The sequence below is a fragment of the Pseudoalteromonas sp. MEBiC 03607 genome, assembly GCF_004792295.1.
GTDB lineage: Bacteria > Pseudomonadota > Gammaproteobacteria > Enterobacterales > Alteromonadaceae > Pseudoalteromonas > Pseudoalteromonas lipolytica_C.
Window position 1 is genome coordinate 803,824 of record NZ_SRRY01000002.1, and the last position, 25,700, is coordinate 829,523.

The 25,700-nt window shown below is 40.0% G+C and carries 17 protein-coding genes; 14 read left to right on the forward strand and 3 right to left on the reverse strand.

Annotated elements, in window-relative coordinates; genetic code table 11:
- Positions 1-9: 9 nt before the first annotated feature.
- Positions 10-2,799, forward strand: coding sequence for a response regulator (locus E5N72_RS20490; RefSeq protein ID WP_240704574.1), 2,790 nt, complete (start codon positions 10-12; stop codon positions 2,797-2,799).
- Here the strand turns inward: E5N72_RS20490 and E5N72_RS20495 are convergent.
- Entirely contained in the window at positions 2,771-7,303 is a 4,533-nt protein-coding gene (locus E5N72_RS20495) for an EAL domain-containing protein (protein ID WP_240704575.1), read from the reverse strand. The genes E5N72_RS20490 and E5N72_RS20495 overlap by 29 nt on opposite strands.
- Positions 7,304-7,471: 168 nt before the next feature.
- On the opposite strand from E5N72_RS20495, the gene E5N72_RS20500 reads away from it, so the two are divergent.
- The 3 genes from E5N72_RS20500 to E5N72_RS20510 all read left to right on the forward strand — a co-directional run bounded on the left by E5N72_RS20500 (position 7,472) and on the right by E5N72_RS20510 (position 10,068).
- The gene (locus E5N72_RS20500; protein ID WP_135926924.1) at positions 7,472-8,026 is read left to right on the forward strand and encodes an isochorismatase family protein; all 555 of its coding nucleotides are present in this window, start codon (positions 7,472-7,474) and stop codon (positions 8,024-8,026) included.
- A 76-nt stretch (positions 8,027-8,102) separates the two neighbouring features.
- Positions 8,103-9,569 (forward strand): methyl-accepting chemotaxis protein, encoded by a 1,467-nt coding sequence (locus E5N72_RS20505; RefSeq protein ID WP_135926925.1) that lies wholly within the window; start codon positions 8,103-8,105, stop codon positions 9,567-9,569.
- Positions 9,570-9,582: 13 nt separating this feature from the next.
- Positions 9,583-10,068 carry a DUF6436 domain-containing protein gene (locus E5N72_RS20510; RefSeq protein ID WP_135926926.1) on the forward strand — a complete coding sequence of 162 codons (486 nt, stop codon included), beginning with the start codon at positions 9,583-9,585 and terminating at the stop codon, positions 10,066-10,068.
- Positions 10,069-10,189: 121 nt separating this feature from the next.
- On the opposite strand, the gene E5N72_RS20515 is transcribed toward E5N72_RS20510, so the two are convergent.
- The gene (locus E5N72_RS20515; RefSeq protein ID WP_135926927.1) at positions 10,190-12,463 is read right to left on the reverse strand and encodes a CHRD domain-containing protein; all 2,274 of its coding nucleotides are present in this window, start codon (positions 12,461-12,463) and stop codon (positions 10,190-10,192) included.
- A gap of 301 nt (positions 12,464-12,764) precedes the next feature.
- Between E5N72_RS20515 and E5N72_RS20520 the strand changes: the two genes are divergently transcribed.
- From E5N72_RS20520 to E5N72_RS20545, 6 genes are all read left to right on the forward strand, one after another.
- Positions 12,765-13,175 carry a hypothetical protein gene (locus E5N72_RS20520; RefSeq protein ID WP_135926928.1) on the forward strand — a complete coding sequence of 137 codons (411 nt, stop codon included), beginning with the start codon at positions 12,765-12,767 and terminating at the stop codon, positions 13,173-13,175.
- A 397-nt stretch (positions 13,176-13,572) separates the two neighbouring features.
- On the forward strand, positions 13,573-13,767 hold the full coding sequence (locus E5N72_RS20525) for a (2Fe-2S)-binding protein (protein WP_135926929.1): 195 nt from the start codon (positions 13,573-13,575) through the stop codon (positions 13,765-13,767).
- Positions 13,768-13,922: 155 nt separating this feature from the next.
- Entirely contained in the window at positions 13,923-15,452 is a 1,530-nt protein-coding gene (locus E5N72_RS20530) for a phospholipase D family protein (protein WP_135926930.1), read from the forward strand.
- A gap of 253 nt (positions 15,453-15,705) precedes the next feature.
- Positions 15,706-17,961 (forward strand): acyl-CoA dehydrogenase, encoded by a 2,256-nt coding sequence (locus E5N72_RS20535; RefSeq protein WP_135926931.1) that lies wholly within the window; start codon positions 15,706-15,708, stop codon positions 17,959-17,961.
- A 144-nt stretch (positions 17,962-18,105) separates the two neighbouring features.
- A complete protein-coding gene (locus E5N72_RS20540; protein WP_135926932.1) occupies positions 18,106-19,056 on the forward strand; it encodes a phosphotransferase in 951 nt (316 codons plus the stop codon).
- A gap of 2 nt (positions 19,057-19,058) precedes the next feature.
- Entirely contained in the window at positions 19,059-20,030 is a 972-nt protein-coding gene (locus E5N72_RS20545) for a Gfo/Idh/MocA family oxidoreductase (RefSeq protein WP_135926933.1), read from the forward strand.
- Here the strand turns inward: E5N72_RS20545 and E5N72_RS20550 are convergent.
- Positions 20,027-20,845 carry an ABC transporter substrate-binding protein gene (locus E5N72_RS20550; protein ID WP_135926934.1) on the reverse strand — a complete coding sequence of 273 codons (819 nt, stop codon included), beginning with the start codon at positions 20,843-20,845 and terminating at the stop codon, positions 20,027-20,029. The two genes, E5N72_RS20545 and E5N72_RS20550, sit on opposite strands and share 4 nt — an antisense overlap.
- A gap of 194 nt (positions 20,846-21,039) precedes the next feature.
- On the opposite strand from E5N72_RS20550, the gene upp reads away from it, so the two are divergent.
- From upp to E5N72_RS20570, 4 genes are all read left to right on the forward strand, one after another.
- Positions 21,040-21,669, forward strand: coding sequence for a uracil phosphoribosyltransferase (gene upp / locus E5N72_RS20555; RefSeq protein WP_135926935.1), 630 nt, complete (start codon positions 21,040-21,042; stop codon positions 21,667-21,669).
- Positions 21,670-21,678: 9 nt separating this feature from the next.
- Positions 21,679-22,917 (forward strand): uracil-xanthine permease family protein, encoded by a 1,239-nt coding sequence (locus tag E5N72_RS20560; protein ID WP_135926936.1) that lies wholly within the window; start codon positions 21,679-21,681, stop codon positions 22,915-22,917.
- 138 nt (positions 22,918-23,055) lie between these two features.
- Positions 23,056-24,798 (forward strand): HAD-IIB family hydrolase, encoded by a 1,743-nt coding sequence (locus tag E5N72_RS20565; protein ID WP_135926937.1) that lies wholly within the window; start codon positions 23,056-23,058, stop codon positions 24,796-24,798.
- Positions 24,791-25,700: glycosyl transferase (locus E5N72_RS20570; protein WP_135926938.1), on the forward strand; the 910-nt coding region annotated here is incomplete at its 3' end. The genes E5N72_RS20565 and E5N72_RS20570, both read left to right, overlap by 8 nt.

A 25,700-nucleotide genomic window follows, 5' to 3' on the forward strand; every position in this document is an offset into this window, starting at 1 on the left:
ATAGCGCCTTTGCTTAAAAATAAACCAGTATATTTTAACTTTATGACTGCGGTGCTTTTAGGATGCATCGCAGGTGTTGTTAATTTACTGCCTATTTGGTTTCTAGATAGCTCTGAATTTTTACTCGGTCAGCTTTTCGTTATCTTAAGCTTATTGCTTTTAGGCTGGCGATTTGCAGTTATCACCTTTATTTTGAGCACTGGATTTATCTTTTATCGATGGGGTCATGCATGGCCGTCCATTGTTTTTGCACTCGAATTAATTTATCTGCAGATAGTTTGTTTATCTAAAGCAAAGCCGGTTTTTCTCAGAGGGATGATGTTTTGGTTTGCTTTAGGGTTACCTGCATTGTGGGCCTTTGGGCACTTCTTCTTAGCTCTTCCTATTCTAACTATCGCAATTGCGTTGGCTAAATATTGCTTAAATGCCGCGATTTATCTTTCGGTTATCGACTTATTAAGTTTCTTTTTCAGCCGTTACTCTTGGCATAAACATTACTCGTCTCTTTATAAAATTTTAAATTACGTTGTTACCCTACTCGTTGTGTTAGTTGTTATTTTGACCTCAATAGTATTAACCAACAATCACTATGCACGGATTGAGTATGAGATAAATGCCCAATTAAAAGAAAAAGCTAAGGAGATCACACGTAATATTGATGCGCATCTTGATCATCACAAGAAGGGGGTTGTTCTAACTGCAAAAAGTATTGCTAGTGGTGTTCCTAAGCAAATTGCCCTCGAAAACATGGCGCATTTATACCCTGGTTTTAGGACACAAATCATCGTTGATGCGCTTGCTGATGTTACACATTTTTATCCTAAGTCATTAGCTGTCAGCCTACAGCAATCTAATATTCGCGCCAATGTTGCAGATAGAGACTATTTCATTAACGCCCCTAACAATCACAACGGCTACATATCAACAATCTTTAAAGGCCGGGGATTTGGCTCTTTACCTATAGTGGCTGTATCTGCGCCAATATACACCGATGGGATGTTTTCTGGTGTTGTAGAAGGTTCACTGATGTTTGATTATTTTGCTGGCTTGCGACCAAGTTTGTTTACGCACGAAGGTGAGTTATTAATACTTGATGCATCAAACAAGGTTGTTTATAGCACTTTAGATGATTTTACTGAGCTACAGCAACTGACAACTGATGAACTAACAACCTTTTCCGATGATACACGCTTTAAAATGTTTAATATTGAAAATGAGCAACAATTTTATGCTCGTGAGGCGCGTTCAAGTGAGCATAATTGGTTGGTTGTAACCATGCTTAATCGTCGTTATGCAAATGACGTTGCGGTCAGTGCATGGGGGCAATCTATTGTGATGATTATTTTTATTATCTTACTGACCAGTATTTTCATCACTCAACTTAGCCGCTGGCTTACTACGCCAATATTAAAGTTGGCAGAGCAAATAGATAAGTTTGATCCTGAAAATGCAATTACCAAAGCTCACTTACCCGAAACATGGTTAGAAGTAAGTCGATTGCAGGCTCAGTTTTCGAGTTTGGCAAATAAGCTTGCCTTGAGCTTTAGTCGCTTACATCACGCTAATCACGAAAATGAACAGCTTAATAATAAATTACAAGACTTTAACGCCAAACTCGAGCAGCAAGTAAATGATAAAACGAATGAGCTTGTTGAAGCGGTAAGGCTTGCCAATCAGGCTAATAGAACTAAGTCACAGTTTTTAGCAAATATGAGTCATGAAATACGTACCCCACTCAACGGCATTTTAGGGATGACGCAACTGTTGTTAGATAACCAAACCTTACCTGAGACTGAGCGTGAAGAGTTGGCGATGATACATCAAAGTGCTAATAATTTACTGCTGATTTTAAATGACATTTTAGACTTTTCAAAAATTGAAGCTGGGGCGCTTAAATTAGAGTATCGGGCTGTTGAAATCAAAGCTTTGCTTAGTCAACTCGCCAAGGTGTTTAGCAATACAAGTGTTAAGCCGACAGTAAAGTTCAGCTTGTCTATTGCAGACGACATTCCAAATTATATTAGTTTAGATCCATTAAGGTTTAGCCAAGTCGTTAATAATATTTTGAGTAATGCGGGTAAGTTTACAGAAACTGGTGAAATTTCATTAAACTGTACTATTGAAGAGCCGTATTTAGTTATTCGAGTGCGTGATACCGGTATTGGTATTTCAGCTGAGCAGCAAGCTAAACTATTTAATGAATTTACCCAAGCAGATATTTCAACTACCCGTAAATACGGTGGAACGGGTTTAGGCTTAACAATCAGCCAGCGTATTGTGGAGTTGATGAGCGGTACGTTATCACTGGAAAGTCAACAAGGCCAAGGTAGTGAATTTACAATTAAAGTGCCTATTGTGCAAAGTGACGCAAAAGTAATGCAAAGCCAAAATGTACAAAAACCTGATTTAAAAGGGATCCAAGTTTTAATTGTTGAAGATAATCCTATAAATCAAATTGTCCTTAAAAAAATGATGTTAGATACCTCCTGTTCATTGCATCAAGCTAATGATGGTATTGAAGCGCTTGCGCACTTAGAAAAGTCTGATGTAGATATCATTCTAATGGATTGTCAGATGCCAAATATGGATGGTTACCAATGTACTCAAAAAATAAAACAAAACCCTGAACGTTATGGTGATGCAGTCATTATTGCTATCACTGCAAATGCGTTTGAAGAAGATCAAAAGCGTTGCTTGGTCGCGGGAATGGATGACTTTATATCTAAACCAATAAACAAAGATGAGCTTTATCAGTGTTTAAATAAGTGGCTTACAACTCGTTTAAACGATCTACAATAGTTTGAATGGTACTTTCTTTGATTAGATCTTCAGCTTCCATTGGCTTTGCAAAATAATAGCCTTGTAAATCATCACAACCCATATTGCGTAAAAAGTTAATCTGCTCAAGTGTTTCAACACCTTCGGCGATACAATACAAGCCTAGATTAACGGATAAGGCGTGAATGGTCTTAATGATTGATTCATTACTGTTATCAGAACCAATGTTACGTACGAAACTTTGGTCAATTTTTATCACATCTATCGGGAATTGGTTTAAATAGGTTAGTGACGAGTAACCAGTTCCGAAGTCATCAAGTAACAACTTAAAGCCTGCATTTTTGAGTTTTTGCAGTTGTTTTGATGCTTTGTCTTTGTCTTCGAGTAGCGTGTTTTCGGTGATTTCAAGACGCAGTTGAATAGGTTTAACTAGATGATTGTTGAGGATCATTAGCAAACGTTCAGTTAAGTTTGACTTTAGAATATGGGTGGGTGACAAGTTCAAAGACAAGTAAAATTTTGGGTTGGCACGCAGTATAGGTTTTAACTCTGTCAGTGCTCGGTCAAGTGCTTGCTCGGTCATTAAATCAATCAAACCAATTTCTTCGGCAATAGGAATGAACTCTGCAGGAGACACATAACCTTGTACGGTCTTCCAGCGCATTAGAAGTTCTGCACCATTAATGGTTTTCGTGTTTGCATTGACAATAGGTTGATAATTGTTGAATAAAACATCGTCTTTGAATGCGTCTTTTAACGCATTTTCTAGCAATAACTTTTTAGTTAACTGGTTATTCATTTGCTCAGTAAAGTATTTAAAGTTATTTCTGCCAGATTGTTTGGCATGCATCATAGCAATATCTGAATTTCGAATGAGATCATCTGCAGTTTTTGCATCGAATGGGTAAAGTGCTACGCCGATACTTGCTGATATATTGATAGAAAAATCATCAATGATTACTTTATTGGCAAGCTCTTTGGTGAGCTTTTTAACTAGCTCACTCAATGCTTGAGGAGATTGTAAATCTTTAACAAGCACTAAAAATTCGTCACCACTTTGACGGCCAACGAGCGCACTTTGTGGCAGTATCTGTTTAACTCGTTGTGTTACATTACATAATAGTTGGTCGCCGACAGCATGACCAAATGAGTCATTTACAGGTTTAAATTTATCTAAATCAATGAATAACAAAGCGGCTAACTTATTGTGCTTTTTAGCGCGATTAATGCTGCTATTGATTTTTGCATACATTAAGGTACGGTTTGGTAGCCCAGTCAAAGAGTCGTAATTTGCTAAATATCTTAACTCATCCTCAGCGCGTTTTTGTTCCGTTAAGTCAGAAATCACGATGACGTAATAGTTAATCGTTTGACTGTCTTTAGCAACTGCTGTGACACTAATATGCACTGGATGCGAAGCATTTTTTAAGGTGCGAATAAAGGCTTCTGTTTTCCAGTTTTGCTTGGGTTTGAGTGTTTTTAAAATACTTACATATTCAAAGTATTTAGTTCGACCTATCGCGTTGATAAAGTCTCTCGTTGTTAAGTCAGCAATATTTGCTGGTGTTGCAAATGCTTCGCTAAAACTGGCGTTTGCAGAAAAAGGCATGAGTGTATTATCTAAAATAAGCAGCCAATCATTAATTTGACTAAAGGCTTCCCCAAGTACACTTGCTTGCTGGGCATTAGCTCTTTGTTCGGTGATATTAGTGTAAAAGCCCGCAACCTTTAAGGGGCCGCCTGTCTCATTCGTTTCTACTACCCGGCCAACATCTTCATACCAAAGCCAATCGCCATTATTATGTTTTAAACGATAGGTAATATTCCACTGTTGTTTGTTGGCTTCTTTTAAGAACAACTGCCATTTATTGATAACATAATTGCGATCGTGTGGGTGAATTAAGGCAATAAAGTCTTTAATCGCTATGCGGTCTTTGAACTCATTATAGCCAAGTTCAGCCGAAAAACGGTTGGTGTAGAGTATGTCATTGGCTAGATTGATCTCCCATACGCCACTTTTGTTACTGCTTAAGGCAAGCTCTGTTTGTTGTTGTGATTTTAAAACCTCAACGTGAGCACGACTAATCGCTTGTTGGCGAGCTCGATATTGCCAAAAGATGATCAGTAATATTGTGAAAATAATTACGCCATATGAGGTCTTTGCTATGGGGGATGTCCAAGGGGCGTGAGCGACATTAAAGCGCAGTTGCCTTGTTGCTGAAATAGCCTCACTCATTTCTGATGAAGACGAAATCGATAAAACGTAATCACCGGGAGGTAATTTTGTGAAGAAAACTTCATTGGTCTTTAATTTATCGTATTGCAACGATGTTGGGCCATCCAGCGTAACCTTGTACAGTGTTTTATCTTTATTAATGGTATCAAAATTAGAAAAACTCACACCTAAGCCCATATCTTCTGAGGTGATCTGCAACGGTGAGTTTACATACTTGTAAGGATGATAATTGAGTTCTCGCGATAGTAATGATACATCCGTTATTTCGGTCGTGATGTTACCTATTTCTACAGCAGATGATAAGAAGTCTTCGGGAGCTGCGATAAGTACACCACGGGTAGAGCCAAAAGCAATCTCACCGTTATCGAAAGTCGTATCTGCGTCGAAATTAAACTCATTAACTGCCAGACCATCTCTTATAAAATAGCTATCGAGCGCAAGTGAACTCAAATCTAAACGATATAGACCATTTTGTGTACTCATCCATAAAAAGCCGAAACGATCAATTTGAAGACCGAATACTGATTTAGCTTTTAAACCTGATTGACGATTAATGCGGTGTTTTATTTCGTATGTATCTGCATCAATACCTATTAACCCTTCATCAGAAGAGGCGAGCCAAAGTATATTGTTATAATCAATTACCCAATCATGGATAGTCGCAAAAGCTAATGGGTTAAAGTTTGTAGCCTCGTAGACAAGCGTGAGCTTTTGCGTGCTTTCATTATACCTAAACAGCTTACTAGACATACTGATTAGGTACTCGTCAGGGTGAGTTGATAGAGGTTTTAAAAATGTGTAAGTGTTCGCTGCCTCTAGCTGTTCTTTTAATCCTTTTATAGGGCTAAGTTCACCTGACTTACCATTGTATTTGTAAAAATTTTCTTCATCTACAAATGCAAACTGGTCTGGTCCCATGGTATGAAAACCCCAATTAGGCGTTTTAGTAAGCGCCTCGATTGTTTCTGGGTCACCGTTTAGTTGCACAAGCTTGCCTGTTTGTTTATCAAATAGGCCAAGCCCTATGTACTTCATTAACCATAAAAAGCGGTTATTGCCATTAAGTTCGGCTTTAGCTATTCCATAAATCCCATGTTCACCATGGAAAGCTTTTTCATCATTGCTTACTAAATAGGGCGTTAGCTCTTTGTTGTTTTGGTTATACTTTATAAGGCCATTATCAGTGCCTATCCACAACACATCATCTTCTTGTAATACGGTCCATACATTATTGTTATAGCTATATTGAGGTGTTTTTAACTCAATATGCTTAAACCGCCTTGCTAGTGTTGACCATGTAAACACCCCTTGCGAGCGCGAAGCAAGCCAAAGCAAGCCAGTTTTATCAACCATCACATCAGGTATGGTGTTATCAGTCATCAAAAACTTACTTTGGTCGAAGCTTAGGATAAAGTCGATAGCTAAAGATTCACGGTTGAACTCATACAATCCTTTTTCGGTGACAATATATTCACCAAATGAACTTGCAGAATAGTCCCAAATATTTAACTGAGGAATTAAGAGATTGACCTTTTCAAATGCAAGTAAACGATTAGCGTTAAAGGGAATATCATACATTCCTTCAACTGTACCAACGAGTAAGCCTAGTTGAGGGTCAACATGAAGAAGTTTGACGTTTCTATTATCTTCGGTGATATTTTTTTTCTCGGTGAGCGGGATATGAGAAACATGGTCATCCGCTAAATTTTTAGAAAAGAGCCCCGTCGATGTCCCTATGTATAAAAAGCTATCGTAAATTGTTAGCGCACGAACAATATGTTCTTCTTTATTGATTGAAAACTCATGTAAAAACTTTTTCGACTGCTTATTGTAAGAGTAAACGTGCTGAGAGATTGCAAAATAATAAAAATTATCATCTTCTGTGATAGCTAAAATCGGTGAAAAGTAGGGATCTTCTGGATTGAGTTTGCCTGAATATATTTTTTCGACTTTTAGAGTCTTTGGATCAATAAAAAACGCCCCAGAAAACTCCGTACTCACAAATATTTTACCGTTTTGTGTTTTGGCTAAAAATGTTATTTGGCGTTGATCGAGAATATACTCACCAGCAAAAGAGCTTACTTTATAGCCATCATAACGGTTTAAACCTTGATAAGTACCAATCCATATAAAGCCCAGATCATCTTGAACAATTTTAGTTACGCTACCTTGTGTTAGGCCTTCATCGGTAGAAATGCGTTGGATTTGCAGTGCATAGTTTTGTGCAAACGCAGTGGGAATGAGCGCGGAAAAGACAAATAAGAAAACAAAAAGAAAACGTTTAGGCACTGACTGATTAACCCTAAATTAGTGTTTGCGCATAATTTTTAACAAAATATAGCACAATTATGAACGTAATTTATGGTTCTGAAAAGATAATTTAGTAACAATGTCTGCTTAGTTCATATTTAGAAAGCTATGCTATAACTTTAGTAATTATCATAGTTTGAGGAAGTAATGCGCCATTCATATATATGCCAACAAAGCCAAGCAATGCTGCTGATCATTGATGAGCAAGCTGGATTAGCCCCTGTTATTGACGATTTTACTAATGTTGTACAACACACAGCTACCTTGTTAAATAGTGCTAAGTTACTGGCGGTCCCCTATTTATTTACAGAACAAAATCCTTCGAAATTAGGTCATACCAGTGAAGAACTCGTGCCGTTTATTACAGCAGAAAATTGTTACCATAAAATTCATTTTAGCGCCTGTTTAGAAAATGATTTTAACCACAAGTTAGCTGACTATAAACGAGTTCAGGTAGTAGTCACAGGAACTGAAGCACATGTGTGTGTGTTGCAAACATGTTTAGACTTGCTGGCTGCAGGTTTTCAAGTATTCGTTGTTGAAGATGCCATTGCTTCTCGAAATCAAAACCATAAAAAGCTAGCTATTAAGCAGCTATCTGCAGCGGGTGCTATTATTACTTGTACAGAGAGTGTGATATTTCAATGGCTAGAAAAAGCAGGGACCGATCAATTTAGAGCATTATTGCAATTAATAAAGTGAACCGTGATGCGTATCAAGCCGTATTGGCTCGATTAATTGTGTTTTTGTAAATTATTTAATAATTAAGGCTTTAACTATGACGAGTGTGCGCCGCCTTTTTACTTATTTGTTCCTGTTGTTGTTTATTGAATCTTTGGTTTTAGGTTTTGTTTATTCGACGCTAATAACGGGTGTAGTAACAGGCCTATTACTGCTGTCTTTACCACTTTGGATGCTCTATCAATATCCAACGAGCAAATTAACAGCTCATGTAGTCGCTGCCGGTTGCATGATGTTTTCGTTTTTACACATCCAACAAAGCTACGGCCTCATTGAAGTTCACTTTGAAATATTTATTTTAATGGCAGTGTTGATCATGTTTGTTGAATGGCGCGTGTTTATTACAGCGCTTGTCTTTGTTGCCGTTCACCATTTGAGCTTTTACTTTTTACAGATAAACGAGTCTGGTTTTTATGTTTTCGATCCAGACAGGCTGTATTTTAGCACTGTACTTATTCATGCTGTATATGCCATTGTTGAAGCATTTGTGGCAGGTTATATTGCCAAAACTTTGCATCTGGAGAGAAGCTCAGGTCTTTCTTTAAGCGATACAACAGAACAAATTATGGCTGATGAAAACCGTATAAATATTAGCCTAAGAGCAGATGAGCGCCATAGTAAAGCTGTGGCGGGTTTTAATCGCTTACTTGGCTTTTTATCTCGGGTTGTGGGGGATGTGAAAAGTCAAACTAATGTTCTTAAAAATCAATCTAAACAATTGCTTGAGGTTCATGATGAGCTGCATGAGCAAGCCGTGTTACGTGAGCAGTTGTCTATAGATATTGCACAATCAGGCGAGCGTGTTGCTGAAGGCTTTGCCCATGTTGAACACGAAAGTAATGAATTACAAATGCAATTTGAGCAGTTGCATGTTAGTGCCGCAGACGCATTAAATGAAGTTGCAAATACCGATACCAAAGCAGCAGAGTTGGCAAGCAACTTACAAGAAGCTGATCAGAATATTTCTCAGTTAGTGAATGCTTGTAGTCATATTTCTGAACTCCTTAATGAGATTTCATCAATTGCTGAGCAAACTAACTTACTTGCGCTAAATGCAGCTATTGAAGCTGCGCGTGCTGGTGAACAAGGCCGCGGCTTTGCGGTAGTGGCTGATGAAGTCAGAAACCTGGCAACGCGCAGTAAACATACCACCGATAAAATAACCAATACGCTCGAAAGCTTGATGCAAAACAGTGCTTCATCAACTAAATCAATGCAAGGCAGTGTGGCACTCATTGAGCAACTGTCAGCGATAAGCTCACAGATGAAACTACAAATTACTGAAATGACAGAGCAAGTTAACCTTGCTGCAAACAGCTCTCAATCAGTTGCGCATGTAGTACAGAGCCAAGCGGGAAATACACGTGCCATTGCCGAGAATTCACAAGCGTTAATTGCTAATCAAGCCAAAGACAACCTGATGATCGAAAAGCTTACCGAGCGCGTGCAACTCATTGATGAAAGTATTGATGTGATGGAGCAGGGTATTGCCAAATTCAAGTAGCAAGAGGGTGATTGTGGCAATCCTAGTTTGGATTGCCTTGGTTGTAGCTGCTTTATCGATTGCCTACTCTCAACAAATCACACTTTTTGACCCAGATAGAAAACTAGCAAAGCCAAATTGGCTGTCATTATTTCAAACCTCCATGGGGCTTAGCGCAAAGAACAGCAATACTTTATATATTATTGATGATAATAGCTGTGTTTGTTCAGCTCGCTCCCAAGCCCATATTGCTAGCCTTACAGATTATGCTACTGAACAAGATGTTAAAGTTATAAAGCTTAAACCAACCTCAGCAGTGGCGGCACTATTACCCGCTTACCCGGCTGCTGTACTAATTTCAGAAAATCAACAACTTGTATACGCAGGTCCATTGTCAAAAGGACTAGCGTGTTCAAGCCTAGATGGCTTTGTCGAGTTAGTAATTACAAACTTACGTGCTGGGTTTAATAGTCGGTTTATTAATTCAGATGCCGAGGGGTGTTATTGTGAGATTAGGTAGTAAGAAAATTACACATTCGCTATTTGCAATAAAGTTGAAAGTATAATTTTAATTGTAGGGTCTAATTTTCGCTTAATTAGATAAAGAGGCCAATTAACTATTGGCCTCTGTAACACGGGAATTATTGAATTTGGCCTCTTATCTCTCCATTTGGATTAGCAGGAGTATGTACATTTACATAATGACCTCCTGAAGCGAGAACAGAGAAAATTTCAGCATTAATCATTAAGCCTGTAGTGCTCATCCAGCGATTCATATCATCACTGTCTTGCTCAAGAGGGGCTAGCACTGGGCCATTTTCACTTGCAAAACCGGTATGAATGTGCGCAGCGCTCGCATCGCTTACTCCTGATGTAAGTACTTGCAATTCAACGCTGTAATCATTGGTGTTTACTAATGCATAGCCATCGCCAGAGGCATCTGTTGTTACCGCAGGAACTTGTTGTTCACCACTTAGTGGGAAGGTCACGAATACATAGTTATCGGTAAGGATTTGGCCACGCAGTTCACCACTTGGGTTAGCAGGCGTATGCACATTAACGTAATGGCCACCTGATGCGAGTATTTCGAAAATGTCGGCATTGATCATGGTGTTTTCAGGTGTTTGCCACAGATTTGTGTTCTCGCTTGACTGCTCTAGCGCAGCAAGTACATCACCATTCATACCGATACGGCCAGTGTGAATGTGTGCAGCAGTAGCATCACTAACACCTTCAGTTAATGCTCTTAATTCTAGATGGTAATTATCCATGTTCACTAATGCATAACCACTGCCTGATGCCATAGTGTCGACAGCAGGAACTTCTTGCATTCCACTGAGTGGGAAAGTAACAAGCTGATAATTGTCTGTTAGGATCTGACCTCTGATTTCGCCACCTGGGTTAGCTGGCGTATGAACATTAATATAATGGCCACCTGAAGCAAGTACTGCGAAAATATCAGCATTAATTTGCGTGTTTTCCGGTGTCATCCACATTCCTGTGTCAGTACTTGATTGCTCAAGCGCAACTAATACATCGCCATTTGTGCCAATCCGGCCTGTATGAATGTGAGCGCCTGTTGCATCATCAACGCCCATGGTGCTAACACGTAGTTCTAAGCCGTAATTATCCGTGTTAATTAATGCATAAGCTTCGCCGCTAGCGTTACTCATAACGGCAGGTACCTCTTGCTTACCGCTAAGTTTAAAGGTTGTGAAGATATAATTGCTGGTAAGAATTTGTCCGCGAAGCTCGCCACCAGGGTTACCCGGAGTATGGACATTTACATAATGGCCTCCAGAAGCCAGTACTGCAAAAATATCAGCATTGATTTGAGTATTGCTTGGCGTCATCCACACGTTGCCGTCGTCCATCGATTGTTCAAGAGCGACTAATACATCGCCATTTGTACCAATACGACCTGTATGAATGTGCGCAGCGCTGGCATCGTCTAGGCCTGAAGTTACAACAGTAAGCTCGACACTGTAGTCGGTAGTATCAACTAATGCATAGCCATCACCACTTGCCATTGTGTTAACCATTGGTACTTCTTGATTGCCACTTAAAGCGAATGTAGCAACAGCGTAGTTATCCGTTAGGATCTGGCCGCGGATTTCACCATCGGCATACTCCGGCGTATGAACGTTGACATAATGACCACCATCTAAAAGGATTGCTAGGGTATCACTATCGATTGTTGTACCTTCTGGGACTACCCAATCTGTCATTACTTCATCATCTTGCTCTAGAGCAACAAAAACATCACCATTTGAACCTAATTTTCCAGTGTGGATATGAGCCGCCGTTGCGTCATCAACACCCATAGTCACTGCACGAAGGCGCAATTCTGTTGTGGCACTGTCGTAAGACGCATAGCCATAACCCATTGCGTCGCTGTCGTTCATAGGTACTTGTTGATCGCCATTTAAAACAAAGGTGATGATACTGGTTGTATCAGGCACAATTTGCGCACGTAATTCACCATTAGCATACTGCTCAGTGTGTAGATTTATATACCAATCGCCATCCATTAAATCAGCGATTAAGCTTTCATCAAGGTCGGTAATTGCGACTTCATACATACCATCGGTGGTGGCTTCAAATGTGAATGCAACATCGCCATTAGCACCTAAGTCGCCGTCATGTATATGTGCTGCGCTAAAGCCCTCGACTGAGCTTGCGTCAAGTGTTGCGCGAAATTGCATTAAACTTTCGTCAAGCTCTACTGTTGCAGTTGCTGTTTGCATTGAGTTATTCATCGGCACTTCTTGCTTGCCGCTCAATGTAACGGAGTAGGTCATGCTTGGGCTGAATTCTTGAACTGGGGGTGGAGTAACCACTTCGGTTTTATCGTCGTCATCATCGCTGCATGCTGTGATAAATAGCAAGCTTGTTGCCAAGAGTAAGTATTTCATCGTTCTTCCTTATATATTTGTATGTTCGGACGTTACGACGTGTCCATCACAACAAAATGAACGAGGGAGATTTGAAAAGCGATCACAAAAGGTTATTAAAAAGTTATCAAATAGTAATTTATAACTAGTTTTTGCAATTAACTAAATTATGCTTTAGGGAAACAAGTACAAGGTGAGTGCTTGAGTATGCCTTAAGACTTTAAATAGAAAGATTTGGATGCTTAATAGGTACGTTTTGTGCATTAATTTCTTTTTAAACAGCACAGCTTAAAAGTGTCAAAAAAATAACCTTAGGAATATCATGCAAGTTACTCCATTTTCATCTTCTGTATTGTCAGACCCTGTGGGTCAGAAAAATAAAAATGATCTAAATCTAAACACCAATAATGCAACAAACAGTTACGCTAAAAATAATCAGCAAAATAACAATGTAGATTCTGAAACAGAGACAAAACCAGATACCCCACTCACTCAGCAAGAGTTAGTTGCTAAGATTAAAGAACTGCAAAATAAAATTAATATTGTAGAAACAAATGAAGAGTTAACGCCTGAGCAGCGTGAAGTGCAACTAAAAGAATTAAACGAGCAGTTAGACGATGAGGTTAATGCTGTTCAGCGAGCAGTGAAAAGCAATGTTTCTTCGATGATCAATTCACTATTTTCAATGCCTAGCAATAATCACTCCGGTATGCTTTTCAATAACAAAGCATAAAGTGTAATTAGAGGGACTCTTTTGCGATTCAAAGTTTGGGTAAGTAGTGCAAAATTGCCGCAGGCTTTAATAGCTAAATTATTAAGCCTGTTAATTTGGGGTTACTGAAAAATCATTAACTTTAGTTATGCTTTTGGTGCGGTCGTCTTAAGTAGCTACTTGCCCACATTACTGACAAACAACAACTAGCAAATTAGATCTTACAAAAAAATTTAAAAATTTTTCTTTCCCCGACTTTGACTAACCGTCCATAACATAAGGGGAAATTTTTATGCGTGTGCCATTTAGACAGTTCTGGTTCAATAGTTATGCAAATATTGTCTATAACACTATTGCGAACTATTACCGTTTAGATTAATATGCATTCCATCAACAGAAATGAGAGTGGTTTGCATTCATGTATATTTGCCTTTGCCATGGTGTAACTGACAAAAAAATTGAACAAACAATTGATGATGGCGCGATGACTATGCGTGAATTATCAAAAGAGCTGCAGGTGGGTACCCAGTGCGGCAAGTGTTGTGGTTGTTGTAAAAAAATTCTCAATCGTAAACTAATCGAAATTGCTGATATTACTGAGCAAGTAGCTTAATCTATTTGCTCTTAAAGCCGTTAAAACCTTTTTATTACTACTTTTTACTTCTTTATCCCTCCATATTAGTTTTTATTTGCTTTTAATCCGTTCATTTATTAGGGTAATAGTATAACGATCACGTGTATCTCACGTTAAATCAATGGTAGGAAGCCATGATACTAGACTCTTCAAAACTCCTTTTTTGTGTATTATTTTTGTATATTTCTGGTTGCGCACAATTACCTTCAAGAGAGTCTATTCAACCAAGTTATGCCATTGCAGCAGATACACCCAGTACTATAGGAGATGCGGTGGGTAATAATCATCCTGGATTATCTGGTTTTTATCCTCTAGCAGATGGGGTCGATGCCTTTGTAGCTAGATTGGCACTTATTGATTCTGCAGAGCACACCATTGATGTGCAGTACTATTTATACCACAGACAGCAAACCACTATATTATTTACGGCTTTTTTATTAAAAGCTGCGGAGCGTGGGGTAAGAGTACGTTTACTACTCGATGATTTATCGCAAGCAGATAGTGAATTAGACCTCGCTGCACTGGCTGTTCATCCTAATATTGAAGTTCGTTTATTTAATCCCTTTCCTAACCGTCGTTTTAAAGCGCTTGGCTTTCTAAGTAATTACAGTCAACTGTCAAGACGAATGCATAATAAGAGTTTTATTGTTGATAATCGGATTTTTATCACTGGTGGCCGAAATATTGGCAATGCTTATTTTTCGGCAGAAGATCATTCTGAATTTATTGATTTAGATGTGATGAGTGCTGGAGAGATTGTTCCAGAGGCATCAAAAGCCTTTGATTTGTATTGGAATCATCAACTTTCTTACCCTGTTGAAGAGTTACATGGTTCACGAGATGAGCAATCTTTGGTTGATATTACAAACACACTTTCAAGCTATGTTGAGCAAAACCAGCAAAGTAATTATGTTGAACAATTACGTGAAAGTGAGTTTGTAAAACGGCTTCAAAATGATGATATTAAGTTTGATTGGCAAAAATCTGTGCTGTTTTACGACCATCCCGATAAAGTGATGAATGATGTCAATGAGCGCTCTGCAAACATGTCACCACTATTATTTAAAGAAATGGGTGAGCCCAAGCACAGAGCAATTATTATTTCACCCTATTTTATTCCTCGCGATTCAGGTGTGAAACTGTTAACAAACTGGGCTCAAAAAGGTATTGATGTCACTATTTTAACTAATTCTTTAGCTGCTACGGATGTATCCGCGGTGCATGCTGGTTATAAAAAATACCGAGAAGATCTCATTAAGGCTGGGGTAAAGCTTTGGGAATTAAAACCCAGTGATCTAATGGCTATTAAGCGCAAAGCAGGGCGTAAAGTTACAGGGTCATCGCAAGCAAGCTTACACGCAAAAACCATGACCTTTGATGATGAAAGGATTTTTGTGGGTACCATGAATCTAGACCCTCGCTCACTTGATTTAAATACCGAGATGGGCGTATTAATCGAAAGCGAAAAGCTTAGTCGCTTTTTAGCCCATTGGGTTGATACGCAAATGCCCGAATATGCCTGGAAAGTTGAACTTAAAGATGATGACTTAGTTTGGCTCGACACAGTAAGTAATGAGCAGTTTGATGAAGAACCACAAACGTCATCTTGGCGGCGTTTTCAGGTTTGGTTTATTTCGCTATTCCCCATAGAAGATGAACTCTAAATCATTCACTCAGTATTTGTATCTAAGCCCAACTTTTTAGTTGGGCTTTTTGTTCTCAGTCTTTAGTTGTTAACTATTTCGGGATAAAAAATTGCAATTGAGCGTACACGTGTAAACCCATTGTATTCAAGTGCTTAGCATACAAAGAAAAAATAAATATAAAAAAATGTTAAAAAAACTGGTTGGACCAATTGATCTATTGCTCATTTTGTGACGTAATGTAGGTATTACTATCTGGTCGGATGAGTTTATTATGAGCTTACGTACAAAATTAAAAAAAGTATTACCTAGTATTTCAATTACAGAACAAGAAGCGTTAGATGCGGGTGATGTTTGGTTAGAAGGTTCAATCTACCAAGGTAAACCTGACTTCGATGCACTTCGTGACGTGCCAGCAGCTAAGCTGAGCGCTGAAGAACAAGCATTCTTAGATGGCCCAGTTAAAGAATTATTATCAATGATTGATGATTCTGAAATTCAAAATGGTGTACATCTTCCTGACTACATTCTTGATTTCTTGAAAAAAGAGCGCTTTTTCTCGCTTATCATCCCTAAATCATTCGGCGGTTTAGAGTTCAGCCCTTATGCAAACTCTACAATTGTTGCGACTATTGCGACTAAGAGTTCTGCGGTTGCGGTAACCGTGATGGTTCCTAACTCTCTAGGCCCAGGTGAGCTATTACTACACTTCGGTACTAAAGAGCAGCAAGATCACTACTTACCGCGTCTTGCAAATGGTCGTGATATTCCATGTTTCGCGCTGACTAGCCCAGAAGCGGGTTCAGATGCGGGTGGTATTCCAGATATCGGTGTTGTTAAACGTGGTCAATTCAATGGCGAAGAAGTTTTAGGTTTAGAAATTACTTGGGACAAACGCTACATCACACTAGCACCTATTGCGACAGTATTAGGTTTAGCATTTAAAGTGGTTGACCCTGATGGTTTACTAGGTGGTAAAGAAAACCTAGGTATTACCTGTGCGCTTATTCCTAAAGATCACCCAGGTGTTCAGCTTGGTAATCGTCATGACCCTATGGGTATTCGTTTTTACAACGGTACGACACGCGGTGAAAAAGTATTTGTACCAATGGACTTCATCATTGGTGGTCAAAAGAACATCGGTCGTGGCTGGCAAATGCTGGTTAGCTGTTTAGGTGCTGGCCGTGGTATCTCGTTACCGGCATTAGGTGTTAGTTCATCACAAGTGGCATTTAAAGGTGCTTCTGAGTACGCAGCAGTGCGTGAGCAGTTTGGTCTGGCGATTGGTCAATTCGAAGGTATTCAAGAGAAGCTTGCTGATATCGCAGGTAAAACTTACCTTCAAGAAGCAATGCGAGTATTAACAACAGAAGGTTTAGGCATGGGCTTAAAACCATCTGTAGTCACTGCGATTGCTAAATACCACATGACAGAAATTGGCCGTAACGTGCTTGATTCAGCAATGGATATTCAAGCAGGTAAAGCGATTCAAAATGGGCCGCAAAATACATTAGCAAGTGGTTATGTTGCTCAACCTATCGCAATCACGGTTGAAGGTGCAAACATCCTTACTCGTAACCTAATGATTTTTGGTCAAGGTGTAATGCGTTGTCACCCTTACCTGCAATCTATGGTTGAGTCTATCCACAGCGAAGACAAAAATGCAGACAAAGAATTCAACAGTATCTTACGTAAAACAGTGGGCTACAGCGTAGCTAACAGCTTACGAGCTTTCCGTTTAGGTGTATTACCGTTTACTGCGGGTGCTAAATCGTCACTACCAGAAGTACGTGAATACGAAAAAGCAGCGCACAAACTATCTGCAAAACTTGCAGTTTACGCTGACTTCTCGTTATTGGTACTGGGCGGCAAACTTAAGCAAGCAGAAATGTTATCTGCACGTTTAGGTGACGTAATGAGCTTCTTGTATGCGGCGATGGCATCGATTAAATACTACGAGCAAAAAGTAGCAAGCAGTGAACGTGAGCAAGCTGCGCCTTACTTCCACTATGCGACTCGCTTTGCACTACAAAGCGCTGAAGAAGCATTGCATAAGTTCTTAGATAACTTCCCTGCAAGTGGTACTCGTAAGTTTATGCGTTTCATTACTATGAACTACTCAAAGAAAATGCCTAAGATCAGCGATGATTTAATCCGTGAACTTGCGACTCAAGCGCAAATGGATACGGCATTTAAAGCGCAAATCACTCACTTGGTTAATCCAATTGAAGGTGATGGTCATTACATCAATGAGCAAGCGTACAAAGCGAAAATGGCGTGTCTTGATTTACTTGCAAAAGTTAAAAAAGCACTGCGTGCTAAAACTATCAAGCCGGGCGTTCGTTTTGCAGAAACTCTTGATAATGCACTTGTTGCAAGTGTTATCAACGAAGAAGAGTATGCAAAACTGATTGACTACAACAAGAAACGTGAGAAAGCGATTCGTGTTGATGAGTTCGATTTTGATATGAACTTACTGGATGACAATGCAAAGCCAGTTAACCCACTTAAAAGTGTGGTAAACGAGTAATTCAACAATGCAAGTCCTTAGCAGTATTAGGACTTTATCTACGAAAACCCGTGCTTAGCACGGGTTTTTTATTGCCTACGGGCCGTTGTGCCAATAGCTAATTTCACCTACCATTGCCATTCGTTTTTTAAATCATAGAGCGTTATGGATCTTAGGCAATTTGTTACTTCTCACTTTTCAAACATTACAAATTTACAGCAAGCCGCGTCAGTCTGGAGCGGGTGCGGTGAGATTATTCGTTGCCAAGTGAACGGTGCAGCGACTGTAATTAAAGCGATTGAAGTGCCTAGCCAGATTAATCATAGCCGTATAACGCAAAGTGATTTTGCTCTTGCCAGAAAGCGCCAATCGTACTTAGTCGAATTTAACTGGTATCGGCATTACGCTGAGCAATTACCCCATGAAGCTGCGGCTATTCACTGTATTGATGCAATACAAGAGGGCACTAAGCAAGCGTTATTATTTAGTGATTTCGTAGCACATGGCTACCAGCAAGCATATGCTACACACAGCCACATTCAAGCAATTATAAACTGGCTTGCACATTTTCATGCTTTTCATTTAGCAAGCTCATCCGAGGGGCTTTGGCCTCGAGGTAGTTATTGGCATTTAGCAACACGGCCAGATGAGTTACAGCGTATGAGCGATTTAAGCTTAAAATCGCAGGCGCAACCTATTGATACTAAGCTGAGTGAGTCACCTTACCAAACGTTAATTCATGGTGATGCTAAGCTTGCCAACTTTGCGATTGCGCCACAAAACCAACATGTTCTTGGCTATGATTTTCAATATGTTGGCAAGGGTGTTGGGGTGATTGATCTGATGTATTTTTTAGGCAGTTGTTTAGATGATACAGCATTAAAATCAGTTGCAGATGATTATTTAAATCGTTATTTTGACACTCTTACCCTAGCACTAAAACGCTTTCAACCGAGTATAAATCCTGTGCATGTTGTTAGTAGTTGGCGAGCGCTATGGTGTTACGCATGGAGTGATTTTTATCGTTTTTTAGCAGGTTGGAGCCCAACTCATGCAAAAATAAATGGTTACATGCAGCAGCAATTTGCAACGTACTTAACAAATACAAAGGAATAACAATGAATAAGCCAATGCGATTTGCCATTATTGGCTGTGGTGCTGTAACCGAAGTGAAAAGCGGCCCAGCTTATCAACAAGCAGAAGGTATTGCGCTTATTGGAGTGACACGCCGCGACCTAGAAAAAGCCCATGATTATGCTAAACGCCATAATGTAGCAAAGGTGTACACATCGCCAAGCGAACTCATTAACGATACCAGTGTTGATGCAGTGTATATTGCCACGCCGCCAGATAGCCATAAAGCGTATGCTCTTGAGGTTGCTGCGGCAGGTAAACCTTGTTGTATAGAAAAGCCACTTGCGCCAAGTTATCAAGATAGCCTTGACATTGTCGCAGCGTTTAAAGAAGCTAAACAGCCGCTGTTTGTGGCTTATTATCGTCGTTCGTTACCGCGCTTTAATCAAGTTAAACAGTTACTTGAACAAGGTGCCATTGGTAAGCCGCGTCATGTAAGTTGGCATTTAAGTAAGTCGCCGAATCCCCTAGATTTATCGGGAGAGTATAATTGGCGTACCGATCAAACAGTAGCACGAGGCGGTTACTTTGACGATTTAGCCAGCCATGGCCTTGATTTACTTGCCTACCTTTTAGGTGATTTTAATAAGGTGCATGGTTTATGTGCCAATCAACAAGGCTTATATTCTGCATTCGATGCCATAACCGCGCACTGGCAGCATCAATCTGGTGTTACAGGCACCGGAAGCTGGAACTTTGCCTCAGCAAATCGTTTTGATGATGTAATGATTTATGGCAGTGAAGGCGAGCTTAGCTTTAGTGTATTTGATGAAAAGCCCATTGTGCTTAACAACGCAAAGGGAACACAACAGTTTGTAATTGATAACCCAGCACATATTCAACAATATCATGTTGAAAACATGGCGAATTATTTTCATGCCCAGCAACCACACCCATCAACAGGTGAAACCGCACTACATACAAGCTGGGTTATGGAGCAGATTTTATCGGCTTAGTGCTCAAACGCTGCATTGAAGGCATTTACAATTTGTGTGTTTTCACCTTCGTGAAATAGCGCCTTTAAACGCTGACTAATTAATGTGCGTACCTTTTTTGTTTTAAGTGCTTTGTCGAACAGTGCTACGGCTTGTTTGCCGACCTCTGTCGGTGAACAGGCAATATAACCAAACAACGCGGCTTTTTCTGGCTTAAGGCTGATATAGCGAATGTGACTTAGACCCGGTGCTCGCTTATAGCGATTGTTAAATACAGTTTGGTATTCTAAAACTGCATCAATTTTGTTTTGAAATAGCATCTGACCAAGCCGAGGTGCATTGGTTGCCCCTTCTAACATAAAAAAGTGCTCATCATCTAAGCGTATAAAGTTATCAATTTCTTCTGAATATGAGCGGCCCTTGATGATGCCTATTGTTAAATTGAAGTCATTAATAGCTTGTAGCAGGGTAATGGAATCAGGGATCTTTGGCTTGTTGAATACCACCAATTTGTTAGCAGGAAAAGCCATCAGAGGGTATTGACTAAATACGGCTTGGGCCTCACGGTCAGGGGTTTTTAATTTATTGTATAAGCAAACATTATTCATTTTGCTCAACTGCTGCCATTCTCTTAGCCGACTTGCCGGTATAAAGTGCAGGCTGATTTCATCACCTAACTCAGCGGCAGCAGCAAGTAAAAACGTAGTGGCTTCATTTTCTGGATTGCCGCCATCTTGGGGGATAAAGTCAGCCATCATTTGAATATTGAGTGTTTCACTGTGGGTTGGTAAGGAAATGCAACAAAATAGTATTAAGGTAAATGTGAGTGTTTTCATTACAGCTTAACCCAAAAAATAATTAAATCTTAAATATTGACCGTACGTGTTGTTGCAAAAAAATTAAAATTTGCACACAGCTGTTTAATTTTAGACCAGTTGTACGAATTAATGCAGTAAGTATGCAATTTTTGCAGTCGAGTAGACTATTTTGCGCTAAAATAGGCGTAATTTATTTCATTTAGGTTCTACTTATGTCTATCCATGTTATTACTCATCCGTTAGTTCAACACAAACTTGGCCTTATGCGCGCACAAGGTATTAGCACAAAAAGTTTCCGTGAGCTGGCGTCTGAAGTAGGTACTTTGCTTACATACGAAGCAACAAAAAACCTACCATTAGAAAGCGTGCAGATCACTGGATGGGATGGTTCAAACCTCAATGTAGAGCACATTAAAGGTAAAAAAATTACTGTTGTGCCGATTCTACGTGCCGGCCTTGGTATGATGGATGGCGTTATGCAATTATTACCTGCTGCAAAAGTTAGTGTTGTAGGTTTGCAGCGTAACGAAGAAACATTGGAGCCTGTGCCATACTTTGAAAAACTGGTTGGTAAAATTGATGAGCGTTTAAGCCTTGTTATTGACCCAATGCTGGCAACGGGTGGTTCAATGATCGCCACAATCGATATGCTGAAAAAAGCAGGTTGTAAAGATATTAAAGTGATTGTACTAGTGGCAGCACCTGAAGGTGTAGAAAAAACCCTTGAGGCGCACCCAGATGTTGAAATCTTCACGGCATCACTAGATAGTCACTTAAACGAAAAAGGCTATATCATCCCAGGCTTAGGAGATGCCGGTGACAAGATCTTTGGTACAGTGTAAGGCGTGCACGTGGAAAATCATCAAACATTTTCGTTAAAAACAATTCTAACCGGCGCGCAAATGCTGTTTGTTGCATTTGGCGCACTGGTACTTGTGCCGTTACTGACAGGCCTTGATCCCAATGTGGCTTTATTTACCGCAGGCCTAGGAACCTTGCTGTTTCATGTGGTTACCAAAGGCCAAGTTCCTATCTTTTTAGCATCGTCTTTTGCTTTTATTGCACCTATTATCGCCTCAGTACAAATGTGGGGTATTCCTGCAACTATGGGCGGTTTAATGGTGGCAGGCTTTTGCTATTTTGCACTTAGCTTGATTGTAAAATTTAAAGGCGTGAATGCACTGCATAAAGTGTTACCTCCTGTGGTTGTTGGCCCAGTTATTATGGTGATTGGTTTAGCCTTAGCGCCCGTTGCTGTGAATATGGCAATGGGTAAAGCAGGGGATGGCAGCGCGCAACTAGTTCCTTATGAACAAGCTATTTGGGTGTCTGGTTTATCATTATTGGTTACGCTGATTTTTGCGGTATGGGGTAAAGGTGTATTTAAACTTATTCCTATTCTTGCTGGTGTTATCGCAGGTTATCTTGCTTCGTTATTTATAGGTATTGTGGAATTTAATGCGGTTACTGAAGCTCGCTGGTTTGCTGTACCTGCATTTACTTACCCTGAGTTTAAGTGGCAAGCTATTTTATTTATGGTGCCTGTGGCCATTGCGCCAGCTATAGAACATATTGGCGACATGATGGCAATTAGCCAAGTCACGGGTAAAGACTATTTAAAGAAACCGGGCTTACATCGCACTTTATTGGGTGATGGTTTAGCAACCTCTGCGGCATCGGTTTTTGGTGGTCCACCTAATACAACCTACTCTGAAGTAACGGGGGCGGTCATGCTTACGCGTAACTTCAACCCTCGAGTGATGCTTTGGACTGCTATCATCGCGATTGTGCTCGCATTTGTGGCAAAAATGGGTGCGGGTTTACAAACTATTCCGGTTCCTGTGATGGGCGGTATCATGATTTTACTATTTGGCTCAATTGCCGTTGTAGGTTTAAATACTTTAGTAAAATCAGGTGAAGACCTTACCGCGCCTCGAAACTTGACTATCATCGCACTGATTTTAGTGTTTGGTATTGGTGGCATGCACCTCGGTGGTGACGAGTTTAGTTTGCAAGGTGTGAGCTTATGCGCAATTTTAGGGATTATCTTAAATGCTGTCCTCCCCAAAGCAGTGCAACAAGTTGATTAGAACTTAAAAACTGCTTAAATATTGCACCAAAAAAGCGCGTTAAATACGCGCTTTTTTTGTAACTATATAAAAAATAACGAGTTATAAAACTGGTCTACTAACTGCATTTATCTCTATGTCATACTGGTAGGAGCGATTATGCAAGAGGCAAATGTTGTGGATATTACCCCGTTTTTAGCGAAGCATCAGTTACCACTCAAGTATCAATACTTAAGTGAGCAGTTTTTTATACCCCTCGCGCAAGATATCTTGAGCGCAAAAATGACCGGCCAATCTATGCTGGTGGCTATCAACGGCTGCCAAGGCTCAGGAAAAACAACCCTCGCTGATTTTTTAGTGACTTGGGTTAATAGCAATACTGAATTTAACAGTGTGTCATTATCAATCGATGACTTTTATTTAAGTCGTGATGCACGCACTGAGCTTGCTAAAGATGTTCATCCCTTGTTTGCCAGTCGTGGTGTACCAGGTACGCATGATACGCAATTAATGGAGCAAACCTTATCGGCCTTGTTGGCAGGTAAAGTGAATGTGCCATTACCTCAATTTGATAAGCTAACCGATGATCCAGTGCCACAAGCCCAGTGGCCGAGCAACCAAAAGCCCGTAGATATCGTGTTTTTTGAAGGCTGGTGTGTAGCCAGTACACCTCAGCAACCTTATCAACTGCAAACTCCAGTTAATGAATTAGAACAACTAGAAGATGCCGACGGCATTTGGCGTCGCTGCGTAAATAGCTGCTTAGCAAATGAATATCAAAATGTATTCGCAATGGCCGATTACACCATTATGTTAAAAGCGCCATCATTTGAAGATGTGTATGCTTGGCGCTTAGAGCAAGAGCAAAAGTTAATTGCCAAAAAAGGCCAAGGGCAGGGCACGTTTGATGAAGTGAGTTTAAAGCGTTTTATCTCTCATTTTGAACGTATTACGCGTGAAAACTTAGCCACTCTTGCGAACAGTGTTGATGCTTTATTGTTGCTTGATACTGAGCGTGATATTACCAAAATGGAGCTACTCGCTGACCAAATTGCTCAACCACTTATTTTTACTGATTTAGACGGCACATTGCTTGATCACGATAGTTACGAATGTGAGGTGATCAAACCATTTTTGGCTAAGTTGAATGATACCGGTGTCAATGTCATTTTTAATACCAGCAAAACATTTGCAGAAGTCACTGATATTCAAACAGCTTTAAATCATCACCAACCCTTTATTGTGGAAAATGGCGCGGCCGTTTATATCCCGAAAGATTATTTTAAAGTAAAGCCGATTGGCTGTGATGAGTATCAAGGTTATTGGCGTTTTGCGATGACACAAAGCACCGATAAATTGCATGAAGATCTTAAACAATATGCCAGTCAATTTAGCCATTGTGTGCGCTTATTTAGTCAATTTAGTGCACAAGAAATAGCCGAACTAACAGGGCTACCCGTTGATAAAAGCGAACTGGCTTTAAAGCGTCAATATTCAGACCCAATTTGCTTTTCTGGCAGTGATGAAGAGAAACAAGGTCTGATAGAGGCAATGAGTCAAGCAGGATACGAAGTGCTTGTTGGTGGTCGCTTCATTCACCTAACTAAAGGTAACAACAAAGGCCTTGCACAAAAATGGTTGTTAAATCAGTTCAAAAAAGCTTATCGCAATCCATTCACTGTAATAGCGCTTGGCGACAGTCAAAACGATGTCGCCATGCTAAAAGCGGCCGACACCGCCATTTTAATCAATAACCCTGGCAGCCAAGTACAATCACAAATATTACAAAAAGCTTGGCAGCTAAGCGAAAAACCAGCCCCAGCAGGTTGGGTTCAAGAAGTTTCTGCGTTAACTATCATCAAAGCGCGTTTTGCAGCAAAACAGGAGCAATCTCATGGCTGATTTCTATCAAAATGGCATTATCACGACCTTACACAATATTGCTGACCGTCCAGTCGAAGAACTAGAAAAAGAGTTATTGGATTTTTCAAAACAGCGTCCTATGGGTTTGATTTTACCCTCACTTTACAGTGAGTTAGAAGGACCCGCTTTGCAAAATATTATAGCTGAGCTCAAACATGTGCCTTATTTATCACAAATTACCATTGGCCTAGATCGCGCCGACGAAAGCCAATATCGCCATGCGTTACAGTTTTTTGATGAGCTTGACCAGCATCATAAGGTACTTTGGAATGATGGCCCGCGTTTACAAGCGCTTGATAAAGAACTACAAAAACTTGGCGTTGCGCCACGAGAGCTAGGTAAAGGTCGCAATGTTTGGTATTGCATGGGTTATAAGTTGGCAACCTCAAAAGTAGAGTCAATTGCGCTACATGACTGCGATATTTTGACTTACGACAGAGCACTTTTAGCACGCTTAATTTATCCTGTTGCTCACCCCCGTTTTAACTATGAATTTTGTAAAGGCTTTTACCCGCGCACCGCTGAGGGAAAAATTAATGGCCGCGTGTCACGTTTGCTGGTAACGCCGCTATTACGCTCATTTAAAACAATTTTAGGTAGCAACGATTATTTAGAATACATGGACTCGTTTCGTTATCCGCTAGCGGGTGAGTTCTCATTCCGTCGCGATGTACTTAATGATATTCGTATTCCAAGTGACTGGGGTCTCGAAATTGGCGTGTTATCAGAGATGTATCGCAATTACTCGCATAACCGGTTATGTCAGGTCGATATTGCTGATAACTATGATCATAAACACCAAGACCTATCGCTTGAAAACCAAGCAGCGGGCTTGTCAAAAATGTCGATTGATATTACTAAAGCTTTATTCAGAAAGCTGG